The sequence below is a fragment of the Aurantiacibacter sp. D1-12 genome, from assembly GCF_028858515.1.
Classification (GTDB): Bacteria; Pseudomonadota; Alphaproteobacteria; order Sphingomonadales; family Sphingomonadaceae; genus Alteraurantiacibacter.
Genome location: NZ_JAPJZJ010000001.1, coordinates 290,959 through 314,174 on the forward strand (window position 1 = coordinate 290,959; position 23,216 = coordinate 314,174).

22 protein-coding genes, 1 tRNA gene and 1 other RNA gene are annotated in these 23,216 nt (G+C 60.8%); 17 read left to right on the forward strand and 7 right to left on the reverse strand.

Going from position 1 to position 23,216, the window contains the following annotated elements:
* Positions 1-102 precede the first annotated feature (102 nt).
* Positions 103-1,215: a redoxin domain-containing protein gene (locus OOZ52_RS01530; protein ID WP_274696720.1), complete on the forward strand. Its 1,113-nt coding sequence runs from the start codon at positions 103-105 to the stop codon at positions 1,213-1,215.
* A gap of 37 nt (positions 1,216-1,252) precedes the next feature.
* Here the strand turns inward: OOZ52_RS01530 and OOZ52_RS01535 are convergent.
* A tRNA-Pro gene (locus OOZ52_RS01535) sits at positions 1,253-1,329 on the reverse strand.
* 230 nt (positions 1,330-1,559) lie between these two features.
* On the opposite strand from OOZ52_RS01535, the gene yajC reads away from it, so the two are divergent.
* The 3 genes from yajC to secF are packed head-to-tail and all read left to right on the forward strand — an operon-like array spanning position 1,560 to position 4,515.
* Positions 1,560-1,883, forward strand: coding sequence for a preprotein translocase subunit YajC (yajC, locus tag OOZ52_RS01540; RefSeq protein WP_274696721.1), 324 nt, complete (start codon positions 1,560-1,562; stop codon positions 1,881-1,883).
* A gap of 27 nt (positions 1,884-1,910) precedes the next feature.
* On the forward strand, positions 1,911-3,521 hold the full coding sequence (gene secD, locus OOZ52_RS01545; protein WP_274696722.1) for a protein translocase subunit SecD: 1,611 nt from the start codon (positions 1,911-1,913) through the stop codon (positions 3,519-3,521).
* Between the two features lie 16 nt (positions 3,522-3,537).
* A complete protein-coding gene (secF, locus tag OOZ52_RS01550) occupies positions 3,538-4,515 on the forward strand; it encodes a protein translocase subunit SecF (RefSeq protein ID WP_274696723.1) in 978 nt (325 codons plus the stop codon).
* On the opposite strand, the gene OOZ52_RS01555 is transcribed toward secF, so the two are convergent.
* Together OOZ52_RS01555 and OOZ52_RS01560 are read right to left on the reverse strand one after the other, a co-directional pair.
* Positions 4,516-5,706, reverse strand: a complete 1,191-nt coding sequence (locus OOZ52_RS01555; protein ID WP_274696724.1) for a glycosyltransferase — start codon at positions 5,704-5,706, stop codon at positions 4,516-4,518.
* 12 nt (positions 5,707-5,718) lie between these two features.
* Positions 5,719-6,291 carry a helix-turn-helix domain-containing protein gene (locus tag OOZ52_RS01560; RefSeq protein WP_274696725.1) on the reverse strand — a complete coding sequence of 191 codons (573 nt, stop codon included), beginning with the start codon at positions 6,289-6,291 and terminating at the stop codon, positions 5,719-5,721.
* Positions 6,292-6,390: 99 nt separating this feature from the next.
* On the opposite strand from OOZ52_RS01560, the gene OOZ52_RS01565 reads away from it, so the two are divergent.
* On the forward strand, positions 6,391-6,867 hold the full coding sequence (locus OOZ52_RS01565; protein ID WP_274696726.1) for a DUF6456 domain-containing protein: 477 nt from the start codon (positions 6,391-6,393) through the stop codon (positions 6,865-6,867).
* A 6-nt stretch (positions 6,868-6,873) separates the two neighbouring features.
* Here OOZ52_RS01565 and OOZ52_RS01570 read toward each other — a convergent pair whose 3' ends face one another.
* On the reverse strand, positions 6,874-8,394 hold the full coding sequence (locus OOZ52_RS01570) for a hypothetical protein (RefSeq protein ID WP_274696727.1): 1,521 nt from the start codon (positions 8,392-8,394) through the stop codon (positions 6,874-6,876).
* An 80-nt stretch (positions 8,395-8,474) separates the two neighbouring features.
* The gene (locus OOZ52_RS01575) at positions 8,475-10,289 is read right to left on the reverse strand and encodes an ABC-F family ATP-binding cassette domain-containing protein (RefSeq protein WP_274696728.1); all 1,815 of its coding nucleotides are present in this window, start codon (positions 10,287-10,289) and stop codon (positions 8,475-8,477) included.
* A 108-nt stretch (positions 10,290-10,397) separates the two neighbouring features.
* Here OOZ52_RS01575 and OOZ52_RS01580 point away from each other — a divergent pair, with 108 nt between their 5' ends.
* The 5 genes from OOZ52_RS01580 to OOZ52_RS01600 all read left to right on the forward strand — a co-directional run bounded on the left by OOZ52_RS01580 (position 10,398) and on the right by OOZ52_RS01600 (position 14,914).
* Positions 10,398-11,117: an SIMPL domain-containing protein gene (locus OOZ52_RS01580; RefSeq protein WP_274696729.1), complete on the forward strand. Its 720-nt coding sequence runs from the start codon at positions 10,398-10,400 to the stop codon at positions 11,115-11,117.
* A gap of 82 nt (positions 11,118-11,199) precedes the next feature.
* Complete coding sequence (locus tag OOZ52_RS01585) at positions 11,200-11,523, forward strand: hypothetical protein (RefSeq protein WP_274696730.1); 324 nt, start codon at positions 11,200-11,202, stop codon at positions 11,521-11,523.
* 101 nt (positions 11,524-11,624) lie between these two features.
* Complete coding sequence (locus OOZ52_RS01590; protein WP_274696731.1) at positions 11,625-12,302, forward strand: response regulator transcription factor; 678 nt, start codon at positions 11,625-11,627, stop codon at positions 12,300-12,302.
* Entirely contained in the window at positions 12,253-13,734 is a 1,482-nt protein-coding gene (locus OOZ52_RS01595; RefSeq protein ID WP_446698097.1) for a sensor histidine kinase, read from the forward strand. The genes OOZ52_RS01590 and OOZ52_RS01595 overlap by 50 nt, the downstream gene beginning before the upstream one ends.
* Before the next feature lie 127 nt (positions 13,735-13,861).
* On the forward strand, positions 13,862-14,914 hold the full coding sequence (locus tag OOZ52_RS01600; protein ID WP_274696732.1) for a hypothetical protein: 1,053 nt from the start codon (positions 13,862-13,864) through the stop codon (positions 14,912-14,914).
* A gap of 52 nt (positions 14,915-14,966) precedes the next feature.
* On the opposite strand, the gene OOZ52_RS01605 is transcribed toward OOZ52_RS01600, so the two are convergent.
* The gene (locus tag OOZ52_RS01605; protein WP_274696733.1) at positions 14,967-15,260 is read right to left on the reverse strand and encodes a chorismate mutase; all 294 of its coding nucleotides are present in this window, start codon (positions 15,258-15,260) and stop codon (positions 14,967-14,969) included.
* A 113-nt stretch (positions 15,261-15,373) separates the two neighbouring features.
* Here OOZ52_RS01605 and OOZ52_RS01610 point away from each other — a divergent pair, with 113 nt between their 5' ends.
* The 3 genes from OOZ52_RS01610 to OOZ52_RS01620 are packed head-to-tail and all read left to right on the forward strand — an operon-like array spanning position 15,374 to position 19,131.
* A complete protein-coding gene (locus OOZ52_RS01610) occupies positions 15,374-16,396 on the forward strand; it encodes a polyprenyl synthetase family protein (protein WP_274696734.1) in 1,023 nt (340 codons plus the stop codon).
* A 9-nt stretch (positions 16,397-16,405) separates the two neighbouring features.
* Positions 16,406-18,835, forward strand: a complete 2,430-nt coding sequence (hrpB, locus tag OOZ52_RS01615; protein WP_274696735.1) for an ATP-dependent helicase HrpB — start codon at positions 16,406-16,408, stop codon at positions 18,833-18,835.
* 14 nt (positions 18,836-18,849) lie between these two features.
* On the forward strand, positions 18,850-19,131 hold the full coding sequence (locus tag OOZ52_RS01620; RefSeq protein ID WP_274696736.1) for an ETC complex I subunit: 282 nt from the start codon (positions 18,850-18,852) through the stop codon (positions 19,129-19,131).
* Here the strand turns inward: OOZ52_RS01620 and OOZ52_RS01625 are convergent.
* A complete protein-coding gene (locus OOZ52_RS01625) occupies positions 19,128-19,661 on the reverse strand; it encodes a hypothetical protein (RefSeq protein ID WP_274696737.1) in 534 nt (177 codons plus the stop codon). The two genes, OOZ52_RS01620 and OOZ52_RS01625, sit on opposite strands and share 4 nt — an antisense overlap.
* An 82-nt stretch (positions 19,662-19,743) precedes the next feature.
* Between OOZ52_RS01625 and ffs the strand changes: the two genes are divergently transcribed.
* The 4 genes from ffs to OOZ52_RS01645 all read left to right on the forward strand — a co-directional run bounded on the left by ffs (position 19,744) and on the right by OOZ52_RS01645 (position 23,126).
* An RNA gene (gene ffs, locus OOZ52_RS01630) (signal recognition particle sRNA small type) lies at positions 19,744-19,838 on the forward strand.
* A 57-nt stretch (positions 19,839-19,895) separates the two neighbouring features.
* Positions 19,896-21,731, forward strand: a complete 1,836-nt coding sequence (locus OOZ52_RS01635) for a DNA polymerase III subunit gamma/tau (RefSeq protein ID WP_274696738.1) — start codon at positions 19,896-19,898, stop codon at positions 21,729-21,731.
* A 79-nt stretch (positions 21,732-21,810) separates the two neighbouring features.
* Positions 21,811-22,152, forward strand: a complete 342-nt coding sequence (locus OOZ52_RS01640) for a YbaB/EbfC family nucleoid-associated protein (protein ID WP_274696739.1) — start codon at positions 21,811-21,813, stop codon at positions 22,150-22,152.
* Positions 22,153-22,214: 62 nt separating this feature from the next.
* Positions 22,215-23,126, forward strand: a complete 912-nt coding sequence (locus OOZ52_RS01645) for an energy transducer TonB (RefSeq protein WP_274696740.1) — start codon at positions 22,215-22,217, stop codon at positions 23,124-23,126.
* The last annotated feature ends 90 nt before the right edge of the window (positions 23,127-23,216 follow it).

The following is a 23,216-nucleotide window of genomic DNA, read 5'->3' on the forward strand; positions in this document are numbered from 1 at the left end:
CGGGCGTGGAGGAAGGCGAATGCTGTAGGAAAGGGTCGTCTGCGCTAGATAATCCTGCAAATTCCCCTTTTGCTCGCTGACGGAGGTGCCTAGGGTGCGCCGATGGCCGACCACCGTCCTTCTTACGACATTTCTGCGCCGTCTATCCGCCCATACGTTCAGGAATTGTGGCCGGGTGGACTGGCGACGCCGTTCGATACGAAGGATGAGGAAGGTCGCAGCCTGAATCTGGCCGACGATCATCTTTCGGGCCGCTTTATCCTGCTGGCTTTATTGAGCGATCCGCACGCTACCCAGACGGCAGCACTGCTGGAGTCGCTCGCCGGACTTGAGACGCGGCTCGATGCGGCCAATGCAACAGTCATCGCCGTCAGCGCATCGAGCGATGCTGCGCAGAACAAGGCGATGAAACGTGCTGCTGGATTTCCATGGCCGGTCGTGTGCGATTCTCCGGGTGGCATTTTTGCTTCCTACGGTCTGCACAAAGGTACCGACCGGACGGCCCGACTGGTGGTGGTCACGCCATATCGGCAAATCCGGACGTGGTTCGATCTGAAAGAGGATGCAGACGCAACGCTGAGGGTAGTTATGGATTTGTTGGAAAACGCACAGGCCGTTGAAGAAATGCGCTGGAGTCCACCACACGCGCCGGTCCTTATCGTGCCCAATGTGCTGTCACCAGAAGAGTGCGCCAAACTGGTCGAGTCGGTGGAGACGGATACGCCCTTCATGGTTCGCAGACCGCAGCCGGGCGAGATTGCGGGCAACTACAAGATGCCCGTTTACGAACACCATCGGCAGGATCGCGTCGACATGGTGATCAAGGACAAAAACACGCTGGCTTTTCTGGACGAGCGGGTGTTTGGCCGGGTGGCGCCTATGATCAAAAAGGCGTTTGCTTTCGACGTAACACGACGTGAAGACCTGCACATCGCCCGCTATGTCGGCCGCCGTGAAGGGATTGAGATGGGCCATCGTGACAACACCAGCCCAGCAGGTGCACATCGGCGCTTCGCGCTATCGATGAGTCTGAATGACGATTACGAAGGCGGCGGAGTTGCGTTCAAGGAATTCAGCCCGAAAGGCTATCGCGTTCCAGCGGGTACGGCGATGGTGTTTTCATCGTCATTGCTGCACGAGGTGCAGGAGACCACATCGGGCGTCCGCTACAATCTGATATCGCACCTGTTCAACGATCAGGCGCTCGCACGATAGATCGCGCGAAATCAATCCGAATTGCGGTGAAAACCACTGGTCGGGAAGACAGGATTCGAACCTGCGACCCCCACACCCCCAGTGTGATGCGCTACCAGGCTGCGCTACTTCCCGAGACCAGTGGAAGCGCGCCTATAGAAAGGGCGGGGCTTGATAGCAAGCGCCTAAGAACTTGTGTCGTACGTCTTGCAAAACGGCCTCTGATTGCCACCTATCCGCAATGCTGCTAGGCGCGGCACCCACACGTCGGGGGAGACAAGGCAAGGCGCGGTTCAGGCCGTTCCCGCCAGCATCGTATTCCGGCTTTTCGTTTTGATTTCAACGCTCCTGAATGGAACGCACACATGCTTGATTTTCTCGCGGCCGCCTCTGGCCAGGCAGCCCCTCCGGGATGGGTCCAGTTTCTGCCGATCGTCGGTATGATTCTCATCTTCTGGTTCCTGCTTTTCCGTCCGCAGATGAAGCGGCACAAGGAACACCAGACCAAGATCGCAGGGATCAAGAAGAACGACAAGGTTGTGACCGCAGGCGGTATCATCGGCAAGGTAACCAAGGTGGATGATGACTATGCCGAGGTGGAGATTGCGCAGGGCACGCGGATCAAGGTGGTAAAGTCCACCATCGGCGACATTCTGCCTCCGGGCGGCGGCAAGCCGGCCAACGACTGACAGGTATAGGTTCGAAGGCTGCACGCGATGCTCGATTTTCCCCTTTGGAAGCGCATTTCGCTTTGGGCGGTGACACTGCTGCTGGCAGTGATGGCGCTGCCTTCCATTGCTTCGCTGACGGGTACCGCGCTGCCCGATTTCCTCGAGGATTCGCCAGAGATCAACCTGGGTCTGGACCTTGCGGGTGGCAGCCACATTCTGCTGGAAGCCGATCCGGCGCAGGTGGCCGATCAGCGGCTGGAAACGGCTGAAGAAACTGTCATCCAGCTTATGGGCGATGCCGAGCCGCGCATTGCGATTGGTGAACTGACCACGCTTGGCGGCAACGTCTCCTTCATGCTGCAGGACTCGTCCGATATTGATCGTGCGCGGGAAGAGCTGCGCGACTTTATCAATGGCACCGGCATCGTGGCCGAGTGGAGCCTCGAGGTTCTCGATGGCAACCGCATGGTGCTGACGCAGACCGAGCAGGGGCTCGAAACCGCGGTGGACAACGCGATGGAAAGCGCCACCGAAGTGGTGCGCCGCCGTATCGACGCGCTTGGTACACGCGAACCGACGATCATCCGTCAGGGCGACAACCGCATCGTGGTGCAGGTACCTGGCCTGGAAGATCCGCAGGCCTTGAAAGACCTGCTGGGTGAGACCGCCAACCTCGAATTCAAGCTGGTCCACCCCAGCCGCCAGAACGAAATGACTGAAGAGGCCGCACGCGCCGATCCGATCCCGGGCACAGAAATCGTGCCCTATGCGGAAGAGGCCGGATTGCCCGGCATGGTGATGGTGGTGAACCGCCTCGGCGGTATTCAGGGTGACTCGCTCACCGGCGCGCAGCAGGGCTTCTCACCCGAAACGAATGCTCCGGTTGTGAACATCCAGTTTGACCCGTCGGGAGGCGCGATCTTTGCGCGACTTTCGACCGAGAACGTTAATCGTCGCTTCGCTATCATCCTCGATGATGAGGTGATTTCGGCACCGAGCTTCAACGAACCGATCCTGGGCGGTTCAGCACAGATCTCGGGTAACTTTACCGTTGAGAGCGCCAACAACCTTGCGATCCAGCTGCGCTCTGGTGCGCTGCCGGTTGACCTGACTGTGATCGAGGAACGCACCGTGGGGCCGGACCTTGGCCGAGACTCCATCGTAAAGGGCGGCATCGCGATGGCCATCGGTTCGCTGCTCGTCGTCCTGTTGATGATCGCAAGTTACGGCCGCTTCGGCATCTACTCGACAGCAGCGCTGGTGCTCAACGTGCTGATGATCCTTGGCATCATGGCCTTCATGAACACCACGCTCACGCTACCGGGTATTGCCGGTTTCGTGCTGACCATCGGCGCGGCGGTGGATGCCAACGTGCTGATCAACGAACGCATTCGTGAAGAGCGCAGGCGAGGACGGCGCGTCGTTGCCGCCGTGGAAACGGGCTATAAAGAAGCCAGCCGCGCGATTTACGATGCCAATATCACCAACTTCATTGCAGGTGCTCTGCTGTTCCTGTTCGGGTCCGGTCCGGTTCGCGGTTTTGCTGTCGTTCTGATCATCGGCCTGTTCACCAGCGTGTTTACCGCAGTGACGCTCACCCGCATGTGGGTTGCCGGATGGCTGAAAGCCAAACGTCCGACCGAAATCACGATTTGAGCGGGAGGCAGGACCAATGAAACTTCTCAAGCTTGTCCCTGAAACGACCAACATCAAGTTCCTGAAATGGCGCGTGCCGTTCTACGTGGTCAGCCTGCTGCTGATCGCCGCGAGCTGGGCGCTGGTGATGACCAAGGGGCTCAACTACGGCGTGGACTTCGCCGGCGGTCAGGAAATCACCGGTACATTCCAGCAGGAAGCCGAAGCTCCCGTGGCGGAGCTGCGCGAAACGCTTTCGACGCTCGACTATGGCGAGCCGGTGATCCAGCGCTTTGGCGATGCGAACCAGGTCTCCATCCGCGTCCGCTTGCCGGAAAGCGCGGAAGGCGACCCTGCCGCTGCGAATCGTATTGCCGAAGAAATCATCTCGACCGTGACCACGGCGCACGAGGATTTCCGCGTCGACAGCAACAACACGGTATCGGGCAAGGTCTCGGGCGAATTCCGCGAGAAATCGGTCTACGCGCTGCTCTTCGCGATGATTGCGATCAGCATCTACATCTGGATCCGGTTCGAATGGCAATTCGGTGTAGGTGCGTTGTTTGCGCTGTTCCATGACGTATCGCTGACGCTGGGCATGTTCGCGCTGTTTCAGCTCGAATTCTCGCTCCAGATCATCGCCGCGATTCTTGCGATCATCGGTTACTCATTGAACGACACCATCGTTGTCTATGACCGTATCCGTGAGAACCTGAAGAAGTATCGCAAGATGCCTTTGCCCGAACTGCTCGATCTGTCGGTGAACGAAACGTTGGCGCGTACGGTGATGACCAGCCTGACGCTGCTCGTTGCGCTGCTGCCGCTGCTGTTCTTCGGACCCGCCAGCCTGTTCGGTCTGGTGGCTGCAATCGTGCTGGGTATCTTCGTCGGTACCTACAGCTCGGTCTACATGGCCGCGCCGATCCTCGTGTGGCTGGGTGTGACCTCGGACAGCTTCGTGCCCGAAGAAACCATCGCGGACCGTCAGGAAAAGAAGGCCCGCGGCGAGATCTGATCAGTCGATCAGTCCGGAGTAATATTCCGCTAAAGCCGCTGCATTGGCATCCCAGCTGAAGCGCGCGGCATTGGCGGCGACCTCTGCCTGTGCGTAATTCGCGGCCAACACTTCACGTGTGGCCTTGGCAAAGGGTTCGGGATCGAAGTCCGGATCGTAGGGTACAAGCCTTCCGGCAGTGTCGCTCTGCACCAGCTCGCGCGCTCCGCCGACGTCGGTGGTCACAACGGGAGTGCCGCAGGCGAGCGCTTCCACCCATGCATTCGCCAGGCCTTCGCTTGCCGAATTGAGCGCCATCACATCGCTGGCGGAGAGCACCACGGGTAGCTCGGTATGATCGAGCCCGCCGAGGAAATGGACGCGCTTGCCTACGCCCAGCTGTCTGGCCTCTGCCGCGAGCATTTCCCTGTCTTCCCCGCGGCCAACCAGTGCCAGATGTGTGTCTGGCATATCGGCGATCATGGCGATCAGGAGCGCCTGACCCTTACGCGGAATAAGCGCGCCGACCGAGGTAACGAGCTTTTCCTCCGGCCCGAGCGCAACCTCGAACTGTTCTGCCAGATGCGCGCGACATTGATCCCGATCCAGTGGTCTGAACAGTGAACGATCAAGCCCGGTGTAATGGACGGTGATCTTCTCCACCGGCAAGCCGATGTCACCCATGTCGAGCCGCAGCCTTTCGCTCACGGCCAAGACACCCGCAGCGCTTTTTGCCGCCTCGACCATCGCGGATCGACTGTAGTCGATCTCCCCCCAGTGCGAGATGTCGGCCCCGCGCGCTTTTATGCTGAAGGGTAGGCCAAGCTCCCGTGCTATCCGGGCCACGGCCGGTCCATCAGGATAGAAGAACTGTGCATCGAGCACGTCGAACGGCCGCTCCGCATGTAGCTTCCAGGCGAGGGGTAGTACCTTTCGTGCGATCATAGCCGGGTTGAAGCGACCGCCGATCTTGGGAAATAGCGTGAAACGTGGGCGATAGACCTGGACGCCGTTCTCCAGTCCGTCACACGCGGCCTTCGCCAGCGGGGCATAGCGGCCAGCGGCGATGGGCGGGACGCCGATGGGGTTGATGACTGTCACGTCCCAATCGGGGCGGGCGGCGAGTGCCTCCATCTGCCGCGCGACGAAAGTGCCGAAGCGCGGCGTATGCGCGTTGGGGAAGAGGGTGGAGAGCGAGAGGACGCGGGGCATGGGCCGGTTCGCCTAGAGCTTGCGTACCAGCATCTCGGCCACAGCGAGCCAAGCCGGATTGTCGATCACGATCTGCCGTTGGCCGATGCCGGGAGGAAGAAGTCCGACAAGCGAGCCCTGTCGATCAATCAGCCGCCCGAAGGCGAACCGCCCGCCCGAACGCGGAGCAAGGACATCACGGTTGATCAGATTGGCTGCGTCCTCGACCTTTACCTGCCGCATCCACAGCTGGTCCCCAGCGCGATATTCGCCCTGACCACTTTCGATCTCGAGACAGACAAGCGTACCTCCTTCGAGCAGCTCGGTTGGCAGGATGGCATCGCGCGGACTGGTAAGGCTTTCCGCGCCTCCTTCGGTCAGCCGGGCGATAACCTGCGGTTGTTCCTCATTCTCCGCCTTCACCAGTGTCTCGGGATCGACGCCTAGCGCAGCACCGATGCGGTTCATCCACGCGAGCGAGAGGTTGCGCATTCCCGTTTCCAGCCGCCCGATGGTTTGCGCTGTGGTCTGCGGATCGCAGGCGGCGGCCACTTCGGCCAGCGTCATGCCCTTTTGGCGGCGGATATCGCGAATGCGGTTGATCATGCGGATCGCCCCTCAATTAACCGAATTGGTTTCAAAAACCGCTTTCCTACAACCGATTCGATTTTGCAAGAGTCTCCTGCACGCGAAAAGGGGAAAAGCATGGCGCAACGCAAACTGGTCGAACGCGAACTCACACCCGAAGGTCCGAAGCGCAAGGGAGGCGTTTCACGCCGCCGTAGAAGCGTCACTGTCAACGTGGGAGAGAGTCCACTCGGGTGGTTGCACGCGCACGGCCACCTGGAAGATCGCCTGTTCGATGCCGGAGAGCGCCTGCGCGCCGATTACGAACGATCGCAGCTTGGCCCTAATGTGACGATGCGGTGGGACCCGGTGCGTGTGAAGAGCACTGGCGATGCGGGGCTGACTCCAACCGAGCGACAGATCGCTGCGAAGGATCGCTTCGATGGCGCGCTCCAGCAAGCGGGTAAGGGCCTGCAAGACATTCTCTGGCGGGTCGTGTGTGGAGGGGAAACGCTTCCGGTGGCGGAAAAGGCGCTCGCCTGGCCAGCACGTAGCGGCAAGCTTGTGCTCAAGCTCGCGCTTGACCGCGTGGCTGACTTTTACCGGATTACCTGAAACCGCTTAGCCGAACAGGCCGCGCAACCAGTTCCAAAAACGCATGACGATAGAGTTGCCTCGCGCGGCCTGCCGCTGGGCTTCCAGTTCGGCCTCGCGGAACAGCTTTGCGCGAAGAGCGCTTTGTCGGCCCTTGGGCGTTGCCGCAATCGCTTCACGTCGTGAACGCGGATCGCGCATGAAGGCACAGCCATCGACGCTATCATCGTCTGTGTAGGTTACGCTGTCGTCGGAGACGGACGCTTCGACTGGCGCTGGCGCGGCATAGTCTTCTTCGGCGACTAAGACCGGCTCTTCTTCGATCTCCATGGGAGCCTCTTCATGCTCGGCAATGCGTTTGCTCGCTGGTACGAAGACGAAGTCGTCATCGTCTTGCGGTCTCATGACATTCGGCAGCGGCGCATAATCTTCGACAGCCGGTTCCTCCGGCGGTTCATCGACGAACTCTTCTGCTGCGGACAGATCGCGTGGTGGATTGCGCTCCTCGAATGGGGGAATGTCGACCGTATTCGTCGCCGGATCGGAGGGCGACGGTGTCTCTTCAGCTGGCTCTTCAATAGCCGGGGTCTCGTCAACGGGAGGCTCGATAACTTCGTCATCGCTCCAGTTCTCGTCCCGCCACGCATGGATTTCGCGCGCTTCGACTTCATCCTTATCGAGATCGAACCAATCTTTCTTGTGCCGTTCACGCAGCTCTTCCGCGCTTTCGGGAAGTGGCTTGAGATCGGGTTCCGGCTGATTGTCTGCTGTCTCGGCAGCATTATTGTCCTGCTGCTCACGATAGCGCTGCGCAATCCGGTCTTGCAGCGCTTCGATCGGGGGCAGCGGCGCCTCGATCGGTTCGCTTGGCATGCTTGAGACCTCAGGCTCGGGTGCCTTTGAAATCTCGGTTTCAGCCGGGGCCATATCCTGCGGTTCAACAGGTGCAACGTCAGCCGGCAGGTCTTCCAGCTCTTCCTCAGCTGGAATAGGCATTTCTTCAGCTGCAACAGGCTCGGCGGCCTCAGGCTCATCCTGTTCGCCCAGGTCCGGCTGGATCGGCAGCGACGGGAAGATCCGGTTTTCGAGGTCGATATCGTCCTGCTCGGGGCCATCGGGATCGGCATAGCCGTAATCGCCAAAGCCTTTGGCGTTCATGTCTATATCGTCCAGGCCAAGACCGCTCTGATCGATAACAGGAGCGGCCTTGCGCCGTGTCAGGCTGAGAACGGCTTCGGCGTCCGGCTGACTGTCGTCACCATCGTCCTCGATCTCGTCCGACTGTCCCAGTTCATCGGGATCGTCATCTTCCATCGGCGCGAGGCCAAGGATCATCGCAGGCTTGGGAGCGCGTTCCACCTCTTCGCCGAGCAGATCGGCAGAGGCCTCGTGGAACATGGCATGCGCCTTTTCCAGCTCCTCCGGATCAAGCACGAGAACGGGCTTTTTCTTGAGCTTTTTGGGGCCGCCAAGCGTCTCCAGGCTGCCATAGGCAGGCCCGTCGGCAGCGTTTTCGTCACGCAATGCGGATGATGCGGCAATGCCCATAGAGGGCCTGTCTGCCGCGCTTTGGTGCAAACGCTGTAAGTGAACGTGGTTAACAGCGCGGTAATACCTTGGACCAGATTCTACCCTTCAACCTGCTCAGCAATAGAGAGCCAGCGTTCCTCGGCTTCGTCCTTTTCATTGCGCGCCAGTTCCAGTGATTTGCTGATCCGCGCGAACTTGTCTGGGTCTTTGGCGTAGAGGTCCGGGTCGGCAAGAGCCGCTTCGCCTTTGCCGATCAGTGCTTCAAGTTCTTCGATGCGCGCGGGAAGCTGCTCATAATCACGCTGGTCCTTGTAGGATAGCTTGGCCGATTTCGGTGGCGGAGGAGGGGGAGGGGGAGGGCTTGGCTTGGCCTCGTCCGTGGCTCGTTTCTCTTTCTTCGCCGGGCGCTTCTTTCGCTTGGCCTCCCAATCCTCGTAGCCACCCGCGACGATATCAACCGTCCCGCTGCCATCGAGGCCGAGCGTGACTGTCACCGTGCGATCAAGGAAGTCGCGGTCATGGCTCACGATCAGGACGGTGCCTTCGTAGTCGGCGATCACTTCCTGCAGCAGGTCGAGTGTTTCAAGGTCGAGATCGTTGGTCGGCTCGTCCAGCACAAGCAGGTTGGACGTGCGGGCAAATTCTCGTGCCAGCAATAGGCGTGATCGTTCGCCGCCAGAGAAGGTGCCGATTTTGGCATCGACCAATTTGGGATCGAACAGGAAGTCCTTGAGGTAGGCCTGCACGTGTTTGCGGTTGCCCCGCACGTCGATCCAGTCGCCGCCTTCTGCCAGCACCTGGCGCACGGTCAGTTCGGGCTTCAAGAGCGCGCGCTGTTGGTCGATCATTACGCCGGACAATGTGCGGGCATGGGTGACCGAGCCGCTATCTGGTGCCAGCTCCTTGGTGAGCATCTTGAGCAGCGTCGTTTTTCCCGCACCGTTTGCACCAACGATACCGATCCGATCACCGCGCTGGATGCGCAAGCTGAAGGGCTTGATGACTTCGCGCCCGTCATAGGTCTTGGAAATATCCTCAGCCACGATCACCGACTTGCTCTTGAAGTCCTCGTCACTCGCCAGCTTAAGCTTGGCAGTACCGCCGGGGGTGATCATGGCAGCACGCGCGGCACGCATTTCCCAGAGCTTTTCGAGCCGGCCCATGTTGCGCTTGCGCCGCGCGGTGACGCCGCGTTCTAGCCAGTGCGCCTCTATCTTCAGCTTGGCATCGAGCTTTTCGGCAGCGCGCGCTTCCTCGGCATAGACCTGCTCTTCCCACGCCTCGTACCCGCCGAACCCGACTTCCTTGCGCCGCATATTGCCGCGGTCGAGCCACAGTGTCGCGCGGGTCAGCCGTTTTAGGAAGGTCCGGTCGTGGCTGATGACGATAAAGGCGCCCTTGAACCGGTCGAGCCAGCTTTCCAGCCAGTCGATGGCCGCAAGGTCGAGGTGGTTGGTGGGCTCGTCAAGCAGCAGGAGGTCGGGCTCCTGCGCCAGCGCACGGGCAATCGCCGCACGACGCTTTTCGCCGCCGCTTGCGGTTGTTGCCTCGGTGGCCATGTCGATGCCGAGCTGGCCAGCAATGGACTCCACCGCATGCTCGGCTGGTGCGCGGTCACCTGACAATGCGAAATCCATCAGCGTTGCGTGCTGCGAGAAGTCGGGCTCCTGCTCCAGCCATACGATGTTGGCGTGGGGCTTGACCTTGCGCACGCCGCGATCGGCTTCGATCTCGTCGGTAATCAGGCGGAGCAGGGTGGTCTTGCCCACACCGTTGCGCCCGATCAGCGCCAGCCTGTCCCGCGGGCCGATGTGCAGGTCCAGTCCTTCGCCATCCGAAGGGTCACCGAACAGCCAGCGTCCGCCTTGTTGCAGGCCGATGCCTTCGAGGGAGAGGATGGGTGGTTCGGCCATGATGCGCGGCAGTTAGTCGGCAAGTGTCGGCGTGGCAAGGAACGTAATGCTTCATCCGCGCGTAATGGGGGAAGGTGCAAAGTGACCGCACATTTCTGGAGATCGAAAATGCCGAAGTATGCTCTTGCCCTTGCTGCTACTCCCCTGCTGGCCTCACCCGCGTTGGCGCAGGTGCAGGTTGAATCCTCGGGCCCCATCGTGTCGCTCGGAATCACTGAGAATGTCTCTCTCGATCCCGATATCGCCAACCTTGGCGCTGGTGTGACGACCGTTGAGCCAACCGCTGTCGAGGCCATGCGGGCCAATGCGCGGACGATGAACCGTGTGGTGGGCCAGATCGAGGAACTGGGCATTGACCGCGATGATATCCAGACGAGCGGAATCTCGCTCAACCCGGAATATCGCTACAACCAGCCGACCGGGCAGCAGGTCTTTCAGGGCTATCGCGCATCGAACCGGGTCAATATCGTCGTGCGCGATATAGATGAAGTCGGCCGCGTGCTGGACGCCCTGGTCGCGGTCGGAGCGAATGATATCGGCGGTATCGGCTGGTCGGTCGATGATTCTTCGGAAGCGATAGAACAGGCGCGGCAGACCGCATTCCGGACCGGGCGAGAGCGGGCGCTTGATTTTGCGCGCATGGCAGGCTTCAGCAATGTGCGCCTGCTGGAAATCAGCGAGAATGTGCAGAACACCCGGCCCATGCACTACGCCAACGAAATTGCCGTAACTGCTTCGGCGGTATCGCGGGATCAGCTCGCCCCGGTCCGCCCCGGGCAGGTGCAGGTCGGTGTGAGCGTCAATTTCACCTACGAATTGGTGCAATAGACAACGTTTTGCGATCCTGAACGGTAATTCATGGCGCAATTCACACCTTGTTCAACGGCGCTGGTTTAGGCAGATAGCCACTATGAAAAAGCTGAGTGCCATTTCTGCTGCGGTTTTTGCTGCCCTGATGCTGGTGGGAACGCCTGCATCCGCGCAGTCTTTCGACCGGGAGCGCGGTGATCGTGACCAGAACTCTGCTCGCGCGGAAATGCAGGCTGGCCGTAACATGCCGATCCGCGAGATCGAGCGTCGCATTATCCCGCAAATGCGTGATGATGACGAGTATATCGGCTTTGAATACGATCCTACAGCACAGGCATACCGCCTCAAATTCATTCGCAACGGGCGGATGATCTGGGTCGATGTCGATGCGCAAACGGCGCGCGTCCTGCGCGTTTCGCGCTAAGGGCCGCGACAATCCTCTCCCCACCGGAAACCTGCCACTCGCTTGACGCGTTCATGTTGTGAGCGCAACAATTCAGCACGATATTATACAGGGAATATTCGATGCGTATTCTGATCGTTGAGGACGAGCCTACACTCGGGCAGCAACTCAAATCGACACTTGAACAGAACGGCTATGCCGTGGATCTGTCTACTGATGGTGAAGACGGCCATTTCCTTGGCAGTACAGAGGAATACGACGCTGTCGTGCTTGATCTGGGCTTGCCGGAAATTGACGGGCTGACCGTGCTAGGAATGTGGCGCAAGGAGGGGCGCAAGTTCCCCGTACTTGTACTGACCGCGCGTGACAGCTGGAGCGACAAGGTTGCTGGCCTCGATGCCGGTGCTGACGATTACCTAGCTAAGCCATTCCAGACCGAAGAGCTGATCGCTCGCCTGCGCGCGCTTATTCGCCGTGCCTCGGGCAACGCTTCGTCAGAGCTGACTGCAGGACAGGTTCGCCTAGACACCCGCTCAGGCCGCGTGACGCTGGATGGAGAGCCGGTGAAGCTGACCGCACAGGAATACAAGCTGCTTAGCTACCTGATGCACCATAAGGGCAAGGTGGTTAGTAGGACAGAGCTTATCGAACATATTTACGACCAGGATTTTGATCGCGATTCCAACACGATCGAAGTCTTCGTCACCCGCATCCGCAAGAAACTTGGCGCAGAAGTGATCACGACGATCCGTGGCCTCGGTTACAGCCTCGACGACCCCGCAGACGCCCCCCGCGAATAGCGGCAGCGACACTGGAGAAGTCACTCCGCTGGAGGAGGCAACGGCCCAGGCCGAAGAAACAGTCGTGCCCGGTGATGTGTCGGTAGAAGAACAGGTAAGCCATACCGGCAGCCTGTCCCGCCGCATGATGATGATTGCAGCGGGCTGGATCATCATTCTGCTGTCGCTGGGCGGCGTCGCGCTGGATCGCATCCTGACCAGCCAGATAGAGGCGGAGTTCGACAACCGCCTGCTCATTCCGCTCAATTCGATGCTGCGCTCGGCGGAGGTGGACCCGGAATGGGGCATCCGCTTCAACTCGATCCTCGGCAACCAGTCCTATCTCGAACCGGGTAGCGGGTCGTACTGGCAGATCAGCGGCGAGGGGTACGAGCCGTTTCCGTCCAACTCGCTGTGGGACGATCGGCTTGTCGTGCGAGACGTCGTGGCATTGGAGCCGATCTTCTACGACTCGGTACAGTTCCGCGAGGAAACGCTGCGCATGGCCCAGCGCACGGTGCAGTTGCCCGGTAGCGACGTGCAATGGCAATTCGTGGTCGCGCAGGATCGCGAAGTCATTGATAACCAGATCAGGCAGGTTCGCTCGACGCTCGTGTGGTCGTTCGCGATCCTTGGCATTGGTCTGTTCCTGATGGCGATGGCGCAGACCTGGTACGGGCTGGGCCCGCTGCGCCGCGTGCGGCAGGCCATCGCGCGCATTCGCACAACCGGTACCAACCGCGTGACCGAGCCGCTGCCGCTCGAAGTGTTGCCGATGGTGGATGAGCTCAACGCACTGCTCGCGCATTCGGAGAAGCAGGCAGAAGAAGCGCGCACCCATGCGGGCAATCTTGCCCACGCGCTGAAAACGCCGCTCACCGTTCTCAACAACGCTGCCCATGCCAAGTCGCCCGACCTTGATGACACGGTACTGCGCGAGGCGGACGTGATGCAGCGCCATGTCGATCACCACCTCGCGCGCGCGCGCGCCGTGGGCCGCCGGGCAACGGGTCTTTCGCGTGCCAATGTGTTGGACAGTGCACAAGGCGTCGAACGCGCCGTATCACGGCTCTATCAGCATGTCCGCTTCGACATTGACGGCAAGCCAACCGATGTCGCGATTGAGCGGCAGGATCTTGACGAGCTGCTCGGCAACCTGATCGAAAATGCCGCCAAGTACGGTGGCGGCAGCGTGTTCATCACTATCGACGCGGAGCCCAAGGCCAAAGACTGCGTGATCTGGATCGAGGATGACGGACGCGGCATTCCAGAGAAAGAACGCGATGCTATCTTCGGTCGCGGCGCGCGGCTGGATATGTCCAAGCCTGGCACCGGCCTCGGCCTCGCCATCGTGCGCGATGTTGCACAAATCTATGGTGGTGAGGTGGCGCTACACGAAAGTGAGGATCTGGGTGGCTTGCTGGTGAAGCTGACGCTGCCGCGGGCGGGGTAAGTCTGAGATGCTAATTGTTCATCTAAAGTGCGCGAAACCTTTCAGTTTGCTGACACGGCCGGTCAGCATCAATGCACGGCCTGTCTGATACAAATAGCGACAGTTCTTAATTCCAGGGGATTTTCCGATGGCCAATAGGGTCTTCAAAATCATGTTTGCCAGTGCAGCAGCGTTAGGTCTGTCTGCCTGCGTCACCTATGGCGGCGTCGGTTACAGCACCGGCGGCTACTATGATGACGCCTATTACGATGATTACGGCTATTACGACTATGACGATGGCGCGCGCTATTACGGGTGGTACGACGACTTCTACTATCCGGGGGTAGGCGAGTACATTTACGACCGGTACGGGCGTGAGTATTTCTGGTCGATCCGTCACCGCGACTACTGGTACGGGCGCCGCGGCGGTTACAACGATTTCTACTTCAATTTCAGCCGCTATGGCTATCGTGTGCCGCATCGCTATCGCAGTTGGCACCGCTATAACCGCGACCACCGCTATCGTGATCGTCGCTGGGGCCGCTACGACCGTGACTGGCGCTATGATCGCCACAGCCGCAGCCGCGAAAGCAATCTTGTGCAGGCAGTGAGCGATGCAGTGGAACAGCAGTATGACCGCCGCGAAGACCGTCGTGACCGGCGCGGGGACCGTACGGGCCGCCGCGATCAGCGCGGGGAAAACGTTGTACGGCAGCCGCGCCGTGATGATCGTGCGGGGCGTTCCGAACGCCGGGGTGACCGGGTAACGCGCCCGCCGCGCCGCGATGACCGTGCAACGCGCCCGACGCGCCGTGATGACCGGGTGGCTCAACCGCCACGCCGTGAAGACCGCGCAAACCGTCCTGCCCGTAGGGTTGATCCGGTTGCGCGCCTTCCGCGCGAGAACGAACGAGGCGAGCGCCCCAATCGCCGTGATGATCGCACGGCGCGTCCGCCGCGCCGCGATGACCGTGCCCAGCGTCCTGATCGGCGCAATGATCGTGCCCGGCAGCCCGACCGCCGGAACGATCGCGCGCAGCAGCCGCAACGCCAGCCGCGCGGACAGGCCGAGCGGCAACGTCCACAGCAGGCGGAACAGCCACAGCGTCGGCCGCGTGCAGAGCGCCGGCAATCGAGGCAAAACCCCGAGCGTAGCCAGCGCCGCGAGCGTGGTCAGCGGCAGGAACGTGAACCCGATTGATTGCTGAGGCAAACAGCCTCGGCCATGACGGGGGTGAGAAGCGCAGGAAGGCCTAGCTTTCCTGCGCTTTTCTGTGGTGGCGGATCACCTCGTCGATAATGAACCGCAGCAGCTTCTCGCTGAACTCTGGATCCAGATCTGCCTCCACTGCCAGCGCGCGCAGACGGGCGATCTGTTCCTTCTCGCGGTCGGGATCGGCTGGGGGAAGGTCGCTCTTTGCCTTGTGCTCACCCACGGCCTGCGTGATGCGGAAACGCTCGGCCAGGATGTGAATAAGCGCCGCATCGATATTGTCGATACTGCGGCGGAATCCGGAGAGGACAGGGTCGATGTGCGGCTCTGTCATGGGGCGATGCTCTACTCTCTTTTCGTTGCGGTCGCTTCGTATGTGCGACCTCGTCGACAATGCGGCAGAAATGCTGACTTGCCAACCGTTCTCACACTCTTCATGGAGGCGGCATGAGCGACAATGTCGTGCCTTTGAAACGCACCAATGGCGAAGACCGGCCCACGCTGGCGCCGATCCTTTCGCTGACGGCGACACCAATGAATGCGGTCAATTCTATCATCCTCGACCGGATGCAGAGCGAGATTCCGCTTATCCCTGCGCTTGCCGGTCACCTGATTTCCGGCGGTGGAAAGCGCATGCGGCCCATGCTTACGCTCGCCGGGGCAGAGGTTGTCGGATACCAGGGCACGCGCCACCACAAGCTCGCCGCCGCAGTCGAGTTCATCCATACCGCCACACTGCTGCACGATGATGTGGTGGACGGCAGCGAAACACGCCGAGGCAAGGAAACTGCGAACATCGTGTTCGGCAATCCCGCCACCGTGCTGGTGGGGGATTTCCTGTTCAGCCGCGCGTTTGAACTGATGGTGGAGGACGGCAGTCTGAAGGTCCTCAAGATCCTCTCTGGTGCCAGCGCGATCATCGCCCAGGGTGAGGTCGATCAGCTCGTCTCCCAGCGCAAGATCGAAACGTCCGAAGAACGCTATCTGCACATTATTGGCGCGAAGACCGCCGCGCTATTTGCCGCCGCCAGCCGCATTTCCGCTGTCGTTGCCGAATGCAGCGAGGAAGAGGAAGTGGCGCTCGATGCTTACGGGCGCAATCTGGGCATCGCGTTCCAGCTGGTGGACGATGCTATCGACTACGATTCCGACGCTGCGGAAATGGGCAAGGACCGTGGCGATGATTTCCGTGAAGGCAAGATGACGCTTCCCGTGATCCTCGCCTATGCGCGCGGGAACGAGGAAGAGCGCCGCTTCTGGCAGGACGCCATCGCCGGTTTCGCAGTCGAGGATGAAGACCTCGCTCACGCAGTGGAGCTGATCCGCAAGCACGATTGCGTTTCCGCCACCCGCGAACGCGCGCGACACTTCGCCCAGCGGGCTTGCGATGCACTCAACATCTTCCCCGATTCCGCCGCCCGCCGCGCAATGGTGGAAGCCGCCCAATTTGCGGTGGCGCGCGGATACTGATCCGGTCGCGTGGCCGCCGATCTTCCCATACATGCTGTATTGCCGGACCTGCTGGCGTCGCTTCGCGAGCGATCAAGCGCGGTGCTCGTCGCACCTCCCGGCGCGGGCAAGACTACTGCCGTCGCGCCTGCGCTGCTCGATGAGGACTGGTGCACCGGCCAAATCATCATCACTTCACCCCGCCGCGTTGCAGCGCGTGCCGCGGCGGAGCGCATGGCGGAAATGCTCGGCGAGAAAGTGGGCGGGCGTGTCGGATACCTGACGCGGCTCGACAGCCAAAAAGGCAGCCGTATCAATGTCGTAACCGAAGCGATCCTGGTGAATCGGCTGCTCGAGGATCAGGAGCTTGAGGGCGTTTCCGCGGTGCTGTTTGACGAAGCGCACGAGCGGCATCTCGATAGCGATCTGGGACTGGCGCTCGCACTCGAGACACAAGGCGTTCTGCGTGAGGACCTGCGCATCTGCGTCATGTCCGCCACCATCGACGGTGCGCGCTTTGCGCAGCTGATGGGGGAGGGCACTTCGGTCATCGAAAGCGAGGGCAAGGCGTATCCGCTCACCGTGAAATGGCTTGGCGCATCGCCGGAGAAACGGTTGGAAGACGCCATGACGTCAGCCGTCCTGACCGCATGGAGAGAGGAGGAGGGCGATGTGCTGGCTTTCCTGCCTGGGGTGGGAGAAATCGCCCGCGTGCAGGAGCGACTGCAGGAGAAGCTGCCAAACACGCCGATCCTGCTGCTCCACGGACAAATGCAGCCACAAGACCAACGCGCTGCCATTCGCCGCGACGCTGACGCGCGACGCCGCATTGTCTTGGCCACCAGCATTGCAGAGACCTCACTCACGCTTGATGGCGTCTCGGTGGTGGTCGATAGCGGTCTTGCACGTCGCGCCGAATACGACCGCGCGGCTGGCACGACGCACCTCGTCACCCAGCGTTCCAGCAGGGCTGCGGCGGCACAAAGGGCAGGGCGTGCAGCACGCCAAGGGCCGGGCGTTGCTTATCGGTTGTGGGAAGAGGCCGGACACGCGGGTCGGCCTGAGTTCGATGTTCCAGAGATACTGAGCGCCGATCTTTCGCCTCTGGTTCTCAGCCTTGCAAAATGGGGCGTTGCCGATCCGGCGAGCCTGCAATGGCTCGATCCGCCGCCCGAGGCATCGATTGACGCGGCCAGAACGCAGTTGATCGCGATGGGCGCTCTTTACGATGACGGGCGTATCACGCCGCATGGCAGCCAGATTGCCAGCCTGCCCATGGACCCGGTGTCCGGAGCTGCCGTTCTGTTCGGGGCCGAAATCTCACAGGCGCTTGATGCCGCCAAGCTGGTCGCATTGGTGCAGGAACGTGGGCTGGGTGGACGCGGCGAAGATCTTATGGCGCGCCTCCAGCGCTGGAGTGGTGATCGCGGTAAACGCGCCGATGGCGCCCGCAAACTCGCCGAGCGATGGGCGAAGGCGGCTGAACGACTTGTTTCGGGCGCGGAACTGAATCGCGCACTCGATCCACCGCTGTTCCTCGCGATGGCGCGACCAGACTTTATTGCCAAGCGGCGCGATCATTCGGGCGAAAGCTGGATTTCCGCTGGCGGACGCGGCTTCACGCTTGATCCCGCGTCGCCACTGGCACGGGCAGAGTGGTTGGTGATTGCCGATGCGCAGGGACAGGCTAAGGGCGCGCGGATTACGGCGGCTGCGGAATTGACCCAGCAGGACATCGAAAAGCACTTCGCACACCGGATTGTCACGACAACGCAGGCCAAGTGGAACGAGAAGGAGGGCCGCGTTGAAGCGCGCAGCCAGAAGCGGCTCGGCGCAATCACCATTGCGAGTGGTCCGGACTCTGATCCCGATCCACAGGCGCTTGTTGATATCCTTGTGGAAAAGGCGGTGGAACGCCTGGGGACATTGCTTCCTCCCGGACTGCTGGCGAGGGCGCGGTTTGCGGGTGTGGACGCACTCAGCGAAACACAGTTGACCGAGCGCGCCGAGGATTGGCTCGCGCCCTTGCTGGCAGGCCGTAGGGATCTTGATGTGCCGCAAGGCCGAGTGGCAGAGGCGGCGCTGAACCTGCTTAGTTGGGACGAGCGTCAGCAACTCGACAACCGCGCGCCACGCCATTTCACCAGCCCGGCTGGCACGACTCACCCCATCGACTACGCAGGTGAACATGCGCCCAGCACCGAGGTCCGCGTGCAGGCGCTGTTCGGGCTCGACCAACACCCGATGATCGGCAACACTCCGCTGCTCATTCACCTGACGAGCCCTGCTGGCAGACCCATTCAGGCGACCCGCGACCTACCCGGTTTCTGGCGCGGCAGCTGGGCCGACGTGTGCAAGGATATGAGAGGGCGATACCCCAAACACCGTTGGCCGGAAGAGCCGTGGACCGAAAAGCCGAGCCTGAAGACAAAGAACGCCTTTAAAAACGCGGGCGGGTGAATTAGGGGAACGCTATGGCAGAAGCACGTATCTACAAGCGCCCGCAAAGCGCGATGCAATCCGGCAAGGCTCTCACCGATCAGTGGGTGCTCGATTTCGTTCCGGCAGAGGCGAAGAAGCCCGATCCGCTGATGGGCTGGGCCGGCAGCGGCGATACGCGCCAGCAGGTGCAACTAAAGTTTCCGAGCTGCGAGGCTGCGCAGGCCTATGCCGAAAAATACGGCATAGGCGCGCGCGTCCATACGGTGCCGGCGAAGAAGCTGAAAATTCAGGCCTACGCCGACAACTTCCGTTAATTCTCCATTGCTTCCGCTTCTTCGAGCGTAATGCCGTATTCAGGCGTTGCGGTTGCGCCCTGCCAGCGCGCTTCACCTGATTCGACCGCTGCCCGGCAATCGCTTGCATCGTGGCCGATGTCTTCATGCATATAGAAAAGATTGCTAGCATAGTCGCCGGTGAAGCGGATATCATCGCAGTCGCCATCGTTGGGGTAGTTCCCGGCATCATCGCCATAGACAATGGCGTCGGTGCTTGCCGGTTCTTCGAACAGCGGATTTAGCGTGATTGTGCCGGCGTCAAAAGCTGCGATGCAATCGGCGGCGTCCTGCCCAATGTGATCTGTATTTCGTTCGTCGGCACCGGGCATCGCACTGCCTTCAAAACGAACATCATCACATTCGCCATCGTTGGCATACATGCTGGCGTTGGTGCCGAAATCAATTCCGGAGGCTTCCGCCGCTCCACCGGCTGCAGGGCTGCCTTCGCCGCAGCCGGAAAGTGCCAGCGCCAAAGTAGCCGCGCCGAGTGAAAGTGTCGAAATTTTCATGGAGTTCCCCCTTGGTTGTTCGGCGCCGTTATGCGCGTTTCCGGAACACTTGCAATCCCATAATCCTGGCCCCATATGCGCTGCGGGAGTCGGGTGGACGTTCGCGTTTGCTCACCGGGTCAGGTCCGGAAGGAAGCAGCCCAGGTAAATGGCAGCGGGTCGCTCGGCTCCTTTTCACAACATCATCCGACATGTGCGATGACAATCGCGTGAGCAGCGCCTAGTCTCATTGCCATGAGTGATTCCCCGGAGAATTCTGACACGCCACCTTGGGGTGATAACGCGCCTGAGCAGGAGGAGGAGAACCAGCCTTCCGCTGCCGAGCTGGAGGCTGCGGGTCAAAATTCGATGTTTGGCGGGGAGCCTGCAGAAGCCGCGCTGGAACCGACAGTGGAAGAAACACCAGTTACTCCTCCAGCGCCGGCTCCTGCACCTACAACTGACGATACGGCGCAGCCCTATCGCGTGCTCGCGCGGAAATACCGCCCGCAGACATTCAGCGGATTGATCGGGCAGGAGCCGATGGTGCGCACGCTCGGCAACGCGATAGAGCGCGACCGGTTGGCGCATGCCTTTCTGATGACGGGCGTTCGCGGGGTCGGTAAGACGTCGACTGCGCGCCTGATCGCCAAGGCACTGAATTGCGTCGGGCCAGACGGGCAGGGCGGACCCACTATTGATCCGTGCGGCGAGTGCGAGCCGTGCCAGGCGATTGCCGAGGGGCGTCATATCGACGTGATCGAGATGGACGCGGCAAGTCATACCGGTGTGGATGACGTGCGCGAGATTATCGAGGCGGTGCGCTATGCCGCCGTTTCGGCGCGCTACAAGATCTATATCATTGACGAAGTCCACATGCTGTCTCGCAATGCTTTCAATGCGTTGCTGAAGACACTTGAGGAACCGCCTGCGCATGTGAAGTTCCTCTTCGCCACCACCGAAGTCGACAAGCTGCCTGTCACGGTGCTCAGCCGGACACAGCGTTTTGACCTCCGACGCATCCCGTCCGACCTGCTGCAAAAGCATTTCGGCTGGGTGTGCGGTGAAGAAGGTGTCGAGGCCGAGGACGAGGCGCTGGCGATGATTGCGGCGGCGGCGGAAGGTTCGGTGCGAGACGGGCTGTCGATCCTCGATCAGGCGATTGCCCATGCCGATATGGAAAGCGGCGATGCGGCGACTGTCGTGCGTGCGCAGAAGGTGCGCGACATGCTCGGCCTTGCCGATCGCGGTGCGCAGCGGCGGCTGTTCCAGCACGTGCTGGAAGGCGAGCCGCAAAAGCTGCTCGAGGCGATTGCCGAACAATATGCGCTGGGTGTCGAGCCGCTATCGCTCATGCGCGCGCTGATGGAGTTCACGCACCGCGTGGCTGTCGCGCAGATTGGCGAACCCGACGCACCTACCGAGGAAGAGCGCGCCGCTACCGCCGAGTGGGCGCAGCGCCTTTCGGCGGGGCAGGTCCATCGCCTGTGGCAGTTGCTGCTGAAGGGGCATGATGAGGTGCGCACCGCTCCCGATCCACTGGTGGCTGCACAAATGGCGCTGCTGCGCGTAATGCATGCCGCCGACATGCCCGATCCGGGCAAGCTGGCGAAGCAGCTCAAGGACTTTACGCTTACGGGCGCGGTATCTGGTGCGACCGGTAACGCTCCGGCAGGTGGTGGCGGTGGCAATCCGGCGGCGCACTGGCGCGATATTGTCGACCAGATCGACCATTCGCATCTGCCCAACGCCATGTCGCTCGCCACCAAGTTGCGCATGCAGATCCGCGTCGTCTCGCTTGAACCCGGCAAGCTGGAATACACCCAGCCGAAGAATTTCGACGAGGATATGGCGCCTGAGTTGCGGCAGGCATTCCAGCAGGTGTTCGGCACCAAGTGGGAGATTGCAAAGGTCGATGGCGAAGGAGCGCCTACTCTGGTCGAGCAGGATGAGGCGCTGCGCAAGGCTGAGAAGGACCGCATTCGCAACCACCCGCTGGTGGAGGCTGCATTCGCCGCATTCCCCGACGCGCAACTGATCGAGGATCAGGAGCCCGCACGCGGGCGCGAGGACTGGAGCCGCAGCGCCTGAACGCAGCGCTTGAAATCTGCCTGATGCTCCCAAGGTAGGAGCAGGGATAAATTACGCATTCTTTGCCGAGGAACGACCTATGCAGAACATGGAAGAAATGATGAAGGCCGCGCAGGAAGCGGCGAGCAAGATCCAGCAGCAGATGCAGGATGCGCAGGTCCAGCTCGACAATATCGAGGTGGAAGGCAGTGCCGGTGGCGGTCTTGTGAAAGTTCGCGCCAGTGCTCGCGGCCGCATCATCGGTGTCTCCATCGATGAAAGCCTGTTCAAGGAAGAGGAGAAGTCGATCCTCGAAGACCTCGTCACTGCAGCCTTCAACGACGCGCGCGACAAGGCCGACCGCAAGGCTGGTGAGCACATGGCGGAGATGCAGCAGGGGCTGGGACTGCCGCCGGGGTTCAACCTGCCCGGGATGGGGTGACAGTAACCTCCTTGATCGCGAGAACGGTTGACAGTGTCGCATGGCTGAGAGATTTTGCAGTAATGGACTGTCTCGTTGAAAAAGCGGCGTTTTCACTTGCTGCGTTCGCTCTCGTTGTTTCTCCGGTGGCTGCACAGGATGACGATGCTTACCGGCTTGCGCCGGCATCGCATTGGCACCTTGATATGGCGGAAGAGAGCTGCGGTCTCCAACGGGTGTTCGGACAGGAAGGTAACCAGGTTTACCTGCAGCTCCGGCAATATGCGCCGGATGACAGCTTGACCGTCACGGTTGCCAGTGATGACGTGCGCCAGCGCTCGCGTCTCAGAAATTTCGCTGTCACATTTCTCCCCGACAGCGAAGCAAACGAATCTGTGCGGCCAATGGCGGTCAGTTCGGATGCATTTGGTGATGGCGTTCTGTTCTCGGCCTCTCTCCTTTCAGCGGAAGACCGGGCTCGACGGGACGAAGCTGACGAGAGCGACGAGCCTTTCACCGTGCCGGAAGATGCGCGCAATGCCAGAGAGCAGGCCATCGAGAGCGTTTCGATCCGCGGCCAGTTCATGCGTGAGGTCGTGCTTGAAACCGGCTCGCTGCACCCGGCAATGACAGCAATGCGCGCTTGTATGGATGATCTCGTGGAAAGCTGGGGGATCGATCTGGAAACGGACAGCACTCTCAGCCGCAGGGTACAGGCAGTCGATATGGATCGCTGGACGCGCCCCATCACCGCCACCTATCCTATCAGGTCAGTGCAGAGGGGGCAGCAGGGCTACATCCGTATCCGTCTCATGGTGTCCGACGAAGGCCGAGCCACTGATTGTGTTGTTCAATCGGCGTTCAACGATCGCGCGCTGGACGAAGCAGCGTGCGAAGGCTTGCTTCGGCACAGCCGTTTTGAGCCTGCACTGGACGCGATGGGTTCTCCGGTCGCAAGCTATTGGACGACCGTGGTCATCTATACGTTAGGATAACAACCCGCAGGAGCATTACTGTTCCAGCGCCCATCCACACTTACTAATCCACACCCGTTGCACCTGCGGCGTGGCGCTCCCATATCTGGG

What these genes read in the sequence shown, in the direction of transcription:
- OOZ52_RS01530 (WP_274696720.1), top strand. Translation starts at nt 103, where the DNA reads ATGGCCGACCACCGTCCTTCTTACGACATTTCTGCGCCGTCTATCCGC.
- yajC (WP_274696721.1), top strand. Translation starts at nt 1,560, where the DNA reads ATGCTTGATTTTCTCGCGGCCGCCTCTGGCCAGGCAGCCCCTCCGGGA.
- secD (WP_274696722.1), top strand. Translation starts at nt 1,911, where the DNA reads ATGCTCGATTTTCCCCTTTGGAAGCGCATTTCGCTTTGGGCGGTGACA.
- secF (WP_274696723.1), top strand. Translation starts at nt 3,538, where the DNA reads ATGAAACTTCTCAAGCTTGTCCCTGAAACGACCAACATCAAGTTCCTG.
- OOZ52_RS01555 (WP_274696724.1), bottom strand. Translation starts at nt 5,706, where the DNA reads ATGCCCCGCGTCCTCTCGCTCTCCACCCTCTTCCCCAACGCGCATACG.
- OOZ52_RS01560 (WP_274696725.1), bottom strand. Translation starts at nt 6,291, where the DNA reads ATGATCAACCGCATTCGCGATATCCGCCGCCAAAAGGGCATGACGCTG.
- OOZ52_RS01565 (WP_274696726.1), top strand. Translation starts at nt 6,391, where the DNA reads ATGGCGCAACGCAAACTGGTCGAACGCGAACTCACACCCGAAGGTCCG.
- OOZ52_RS01570 (WP_274696727.1), bottom strand. Translation starts at nt 8,394, where the DNA reads ATGGGCATTGCCGCATCATCCGCATTGCGTGACGAAAACGCTGCCGAC.
- OOZ52_RS01575 (WP_274696728.1), bottom strand. Translation starts at nt 10,289, where the DNA reads ATGGCCGAACCACCCATCCTCTCCCTCGAAGGCATCGGCCTGCAACAA.
- OOZ52_RS01580 (WP_274696729.1), top strand. Translation starts at nt 10,398, where the DNA reads ATGCCGAAGTATGCTCTTGCCCTTGCTGCTACTCCCCTGCTGGCCTCA.
- OOZ52_RS01585 (WP_274696730.1), top strand. Translation starts at nt 11,200, where the DNA reads ATGAAAAAGCTGAGTGCCATTTCTGCTGCGGTTTTTGCTGCCCTGATG.
- OOZ52_RS01590 (WP_274696731.1), top strand. Translation starts at nt 11,625, where the DNA reads ATGCGTATTCTGATCGTTGAGGACGAGCCTACACTCGGGCAGCAACTC.
- OOZ52_RS01600 (WP_274696732.1), top strand. Translation starts at nt 13,862, where the DNA reads ATGGCCAATAGGGTCTTCAAAATCATGTTTGCCAGTGCAGCAGCGTTA.
- OOZ52_RS01605 (WP_274696733.1), bottom strand. Translation starts at nt 15,260, where the DNA reads ATGACAGAGCCGCACATCGACCCTGTCCTCTCCGGATTCCGCCGCAGT.
- OOZ52_RS01610 (WP_274696734.1), top strand. Translation starts at nt 15,374, where the DNA reads ATGAGCGACAATGTCGTGCCTTTGAAACGCACCAATGGCGAAGACCGG.
- OOZ52_RS01620 (WP_274696736.1), top strand. Translation starts at nt 18,850, where the DNA reads ATGGCAGAAGCACGTATCTACAAGCGCCCGCAAAGCGCGATGCAATCC.
- OOZ52_RS01625 (WP_274696737.1), bottom strand. Translation starts at nt 19,661, where the DNA reads ATGAAAATTTCGACACTTTCACTCGGCGCGGCTACTTTGGCGCTGGCA.
- OOZ52_RS01635 (WP_274696738.1), top strand. Translation starts at nt 19,896, where the DNA reads ATGAGTGATTCCCCGGAGAATTCTGACACGCCACCTTGGGGTGATAAC.
- OOZ52_RS01640 (WP_274696739.1), top strand. Translation starts at nt 21,811, where the DNA reads ATGCAGAACATGGAAGAAATGATGAAGGCCGCGCAGGAAGCGGCGAGC.
- OOZ52_RS01645 (WP_274696740.1), top strand. Translation starts at nt 22,215, where the DNA reads ATGGACTGTCTCGTTGAAAAAGCGGCGTTTTCACTTGCTGCGTTCGCT.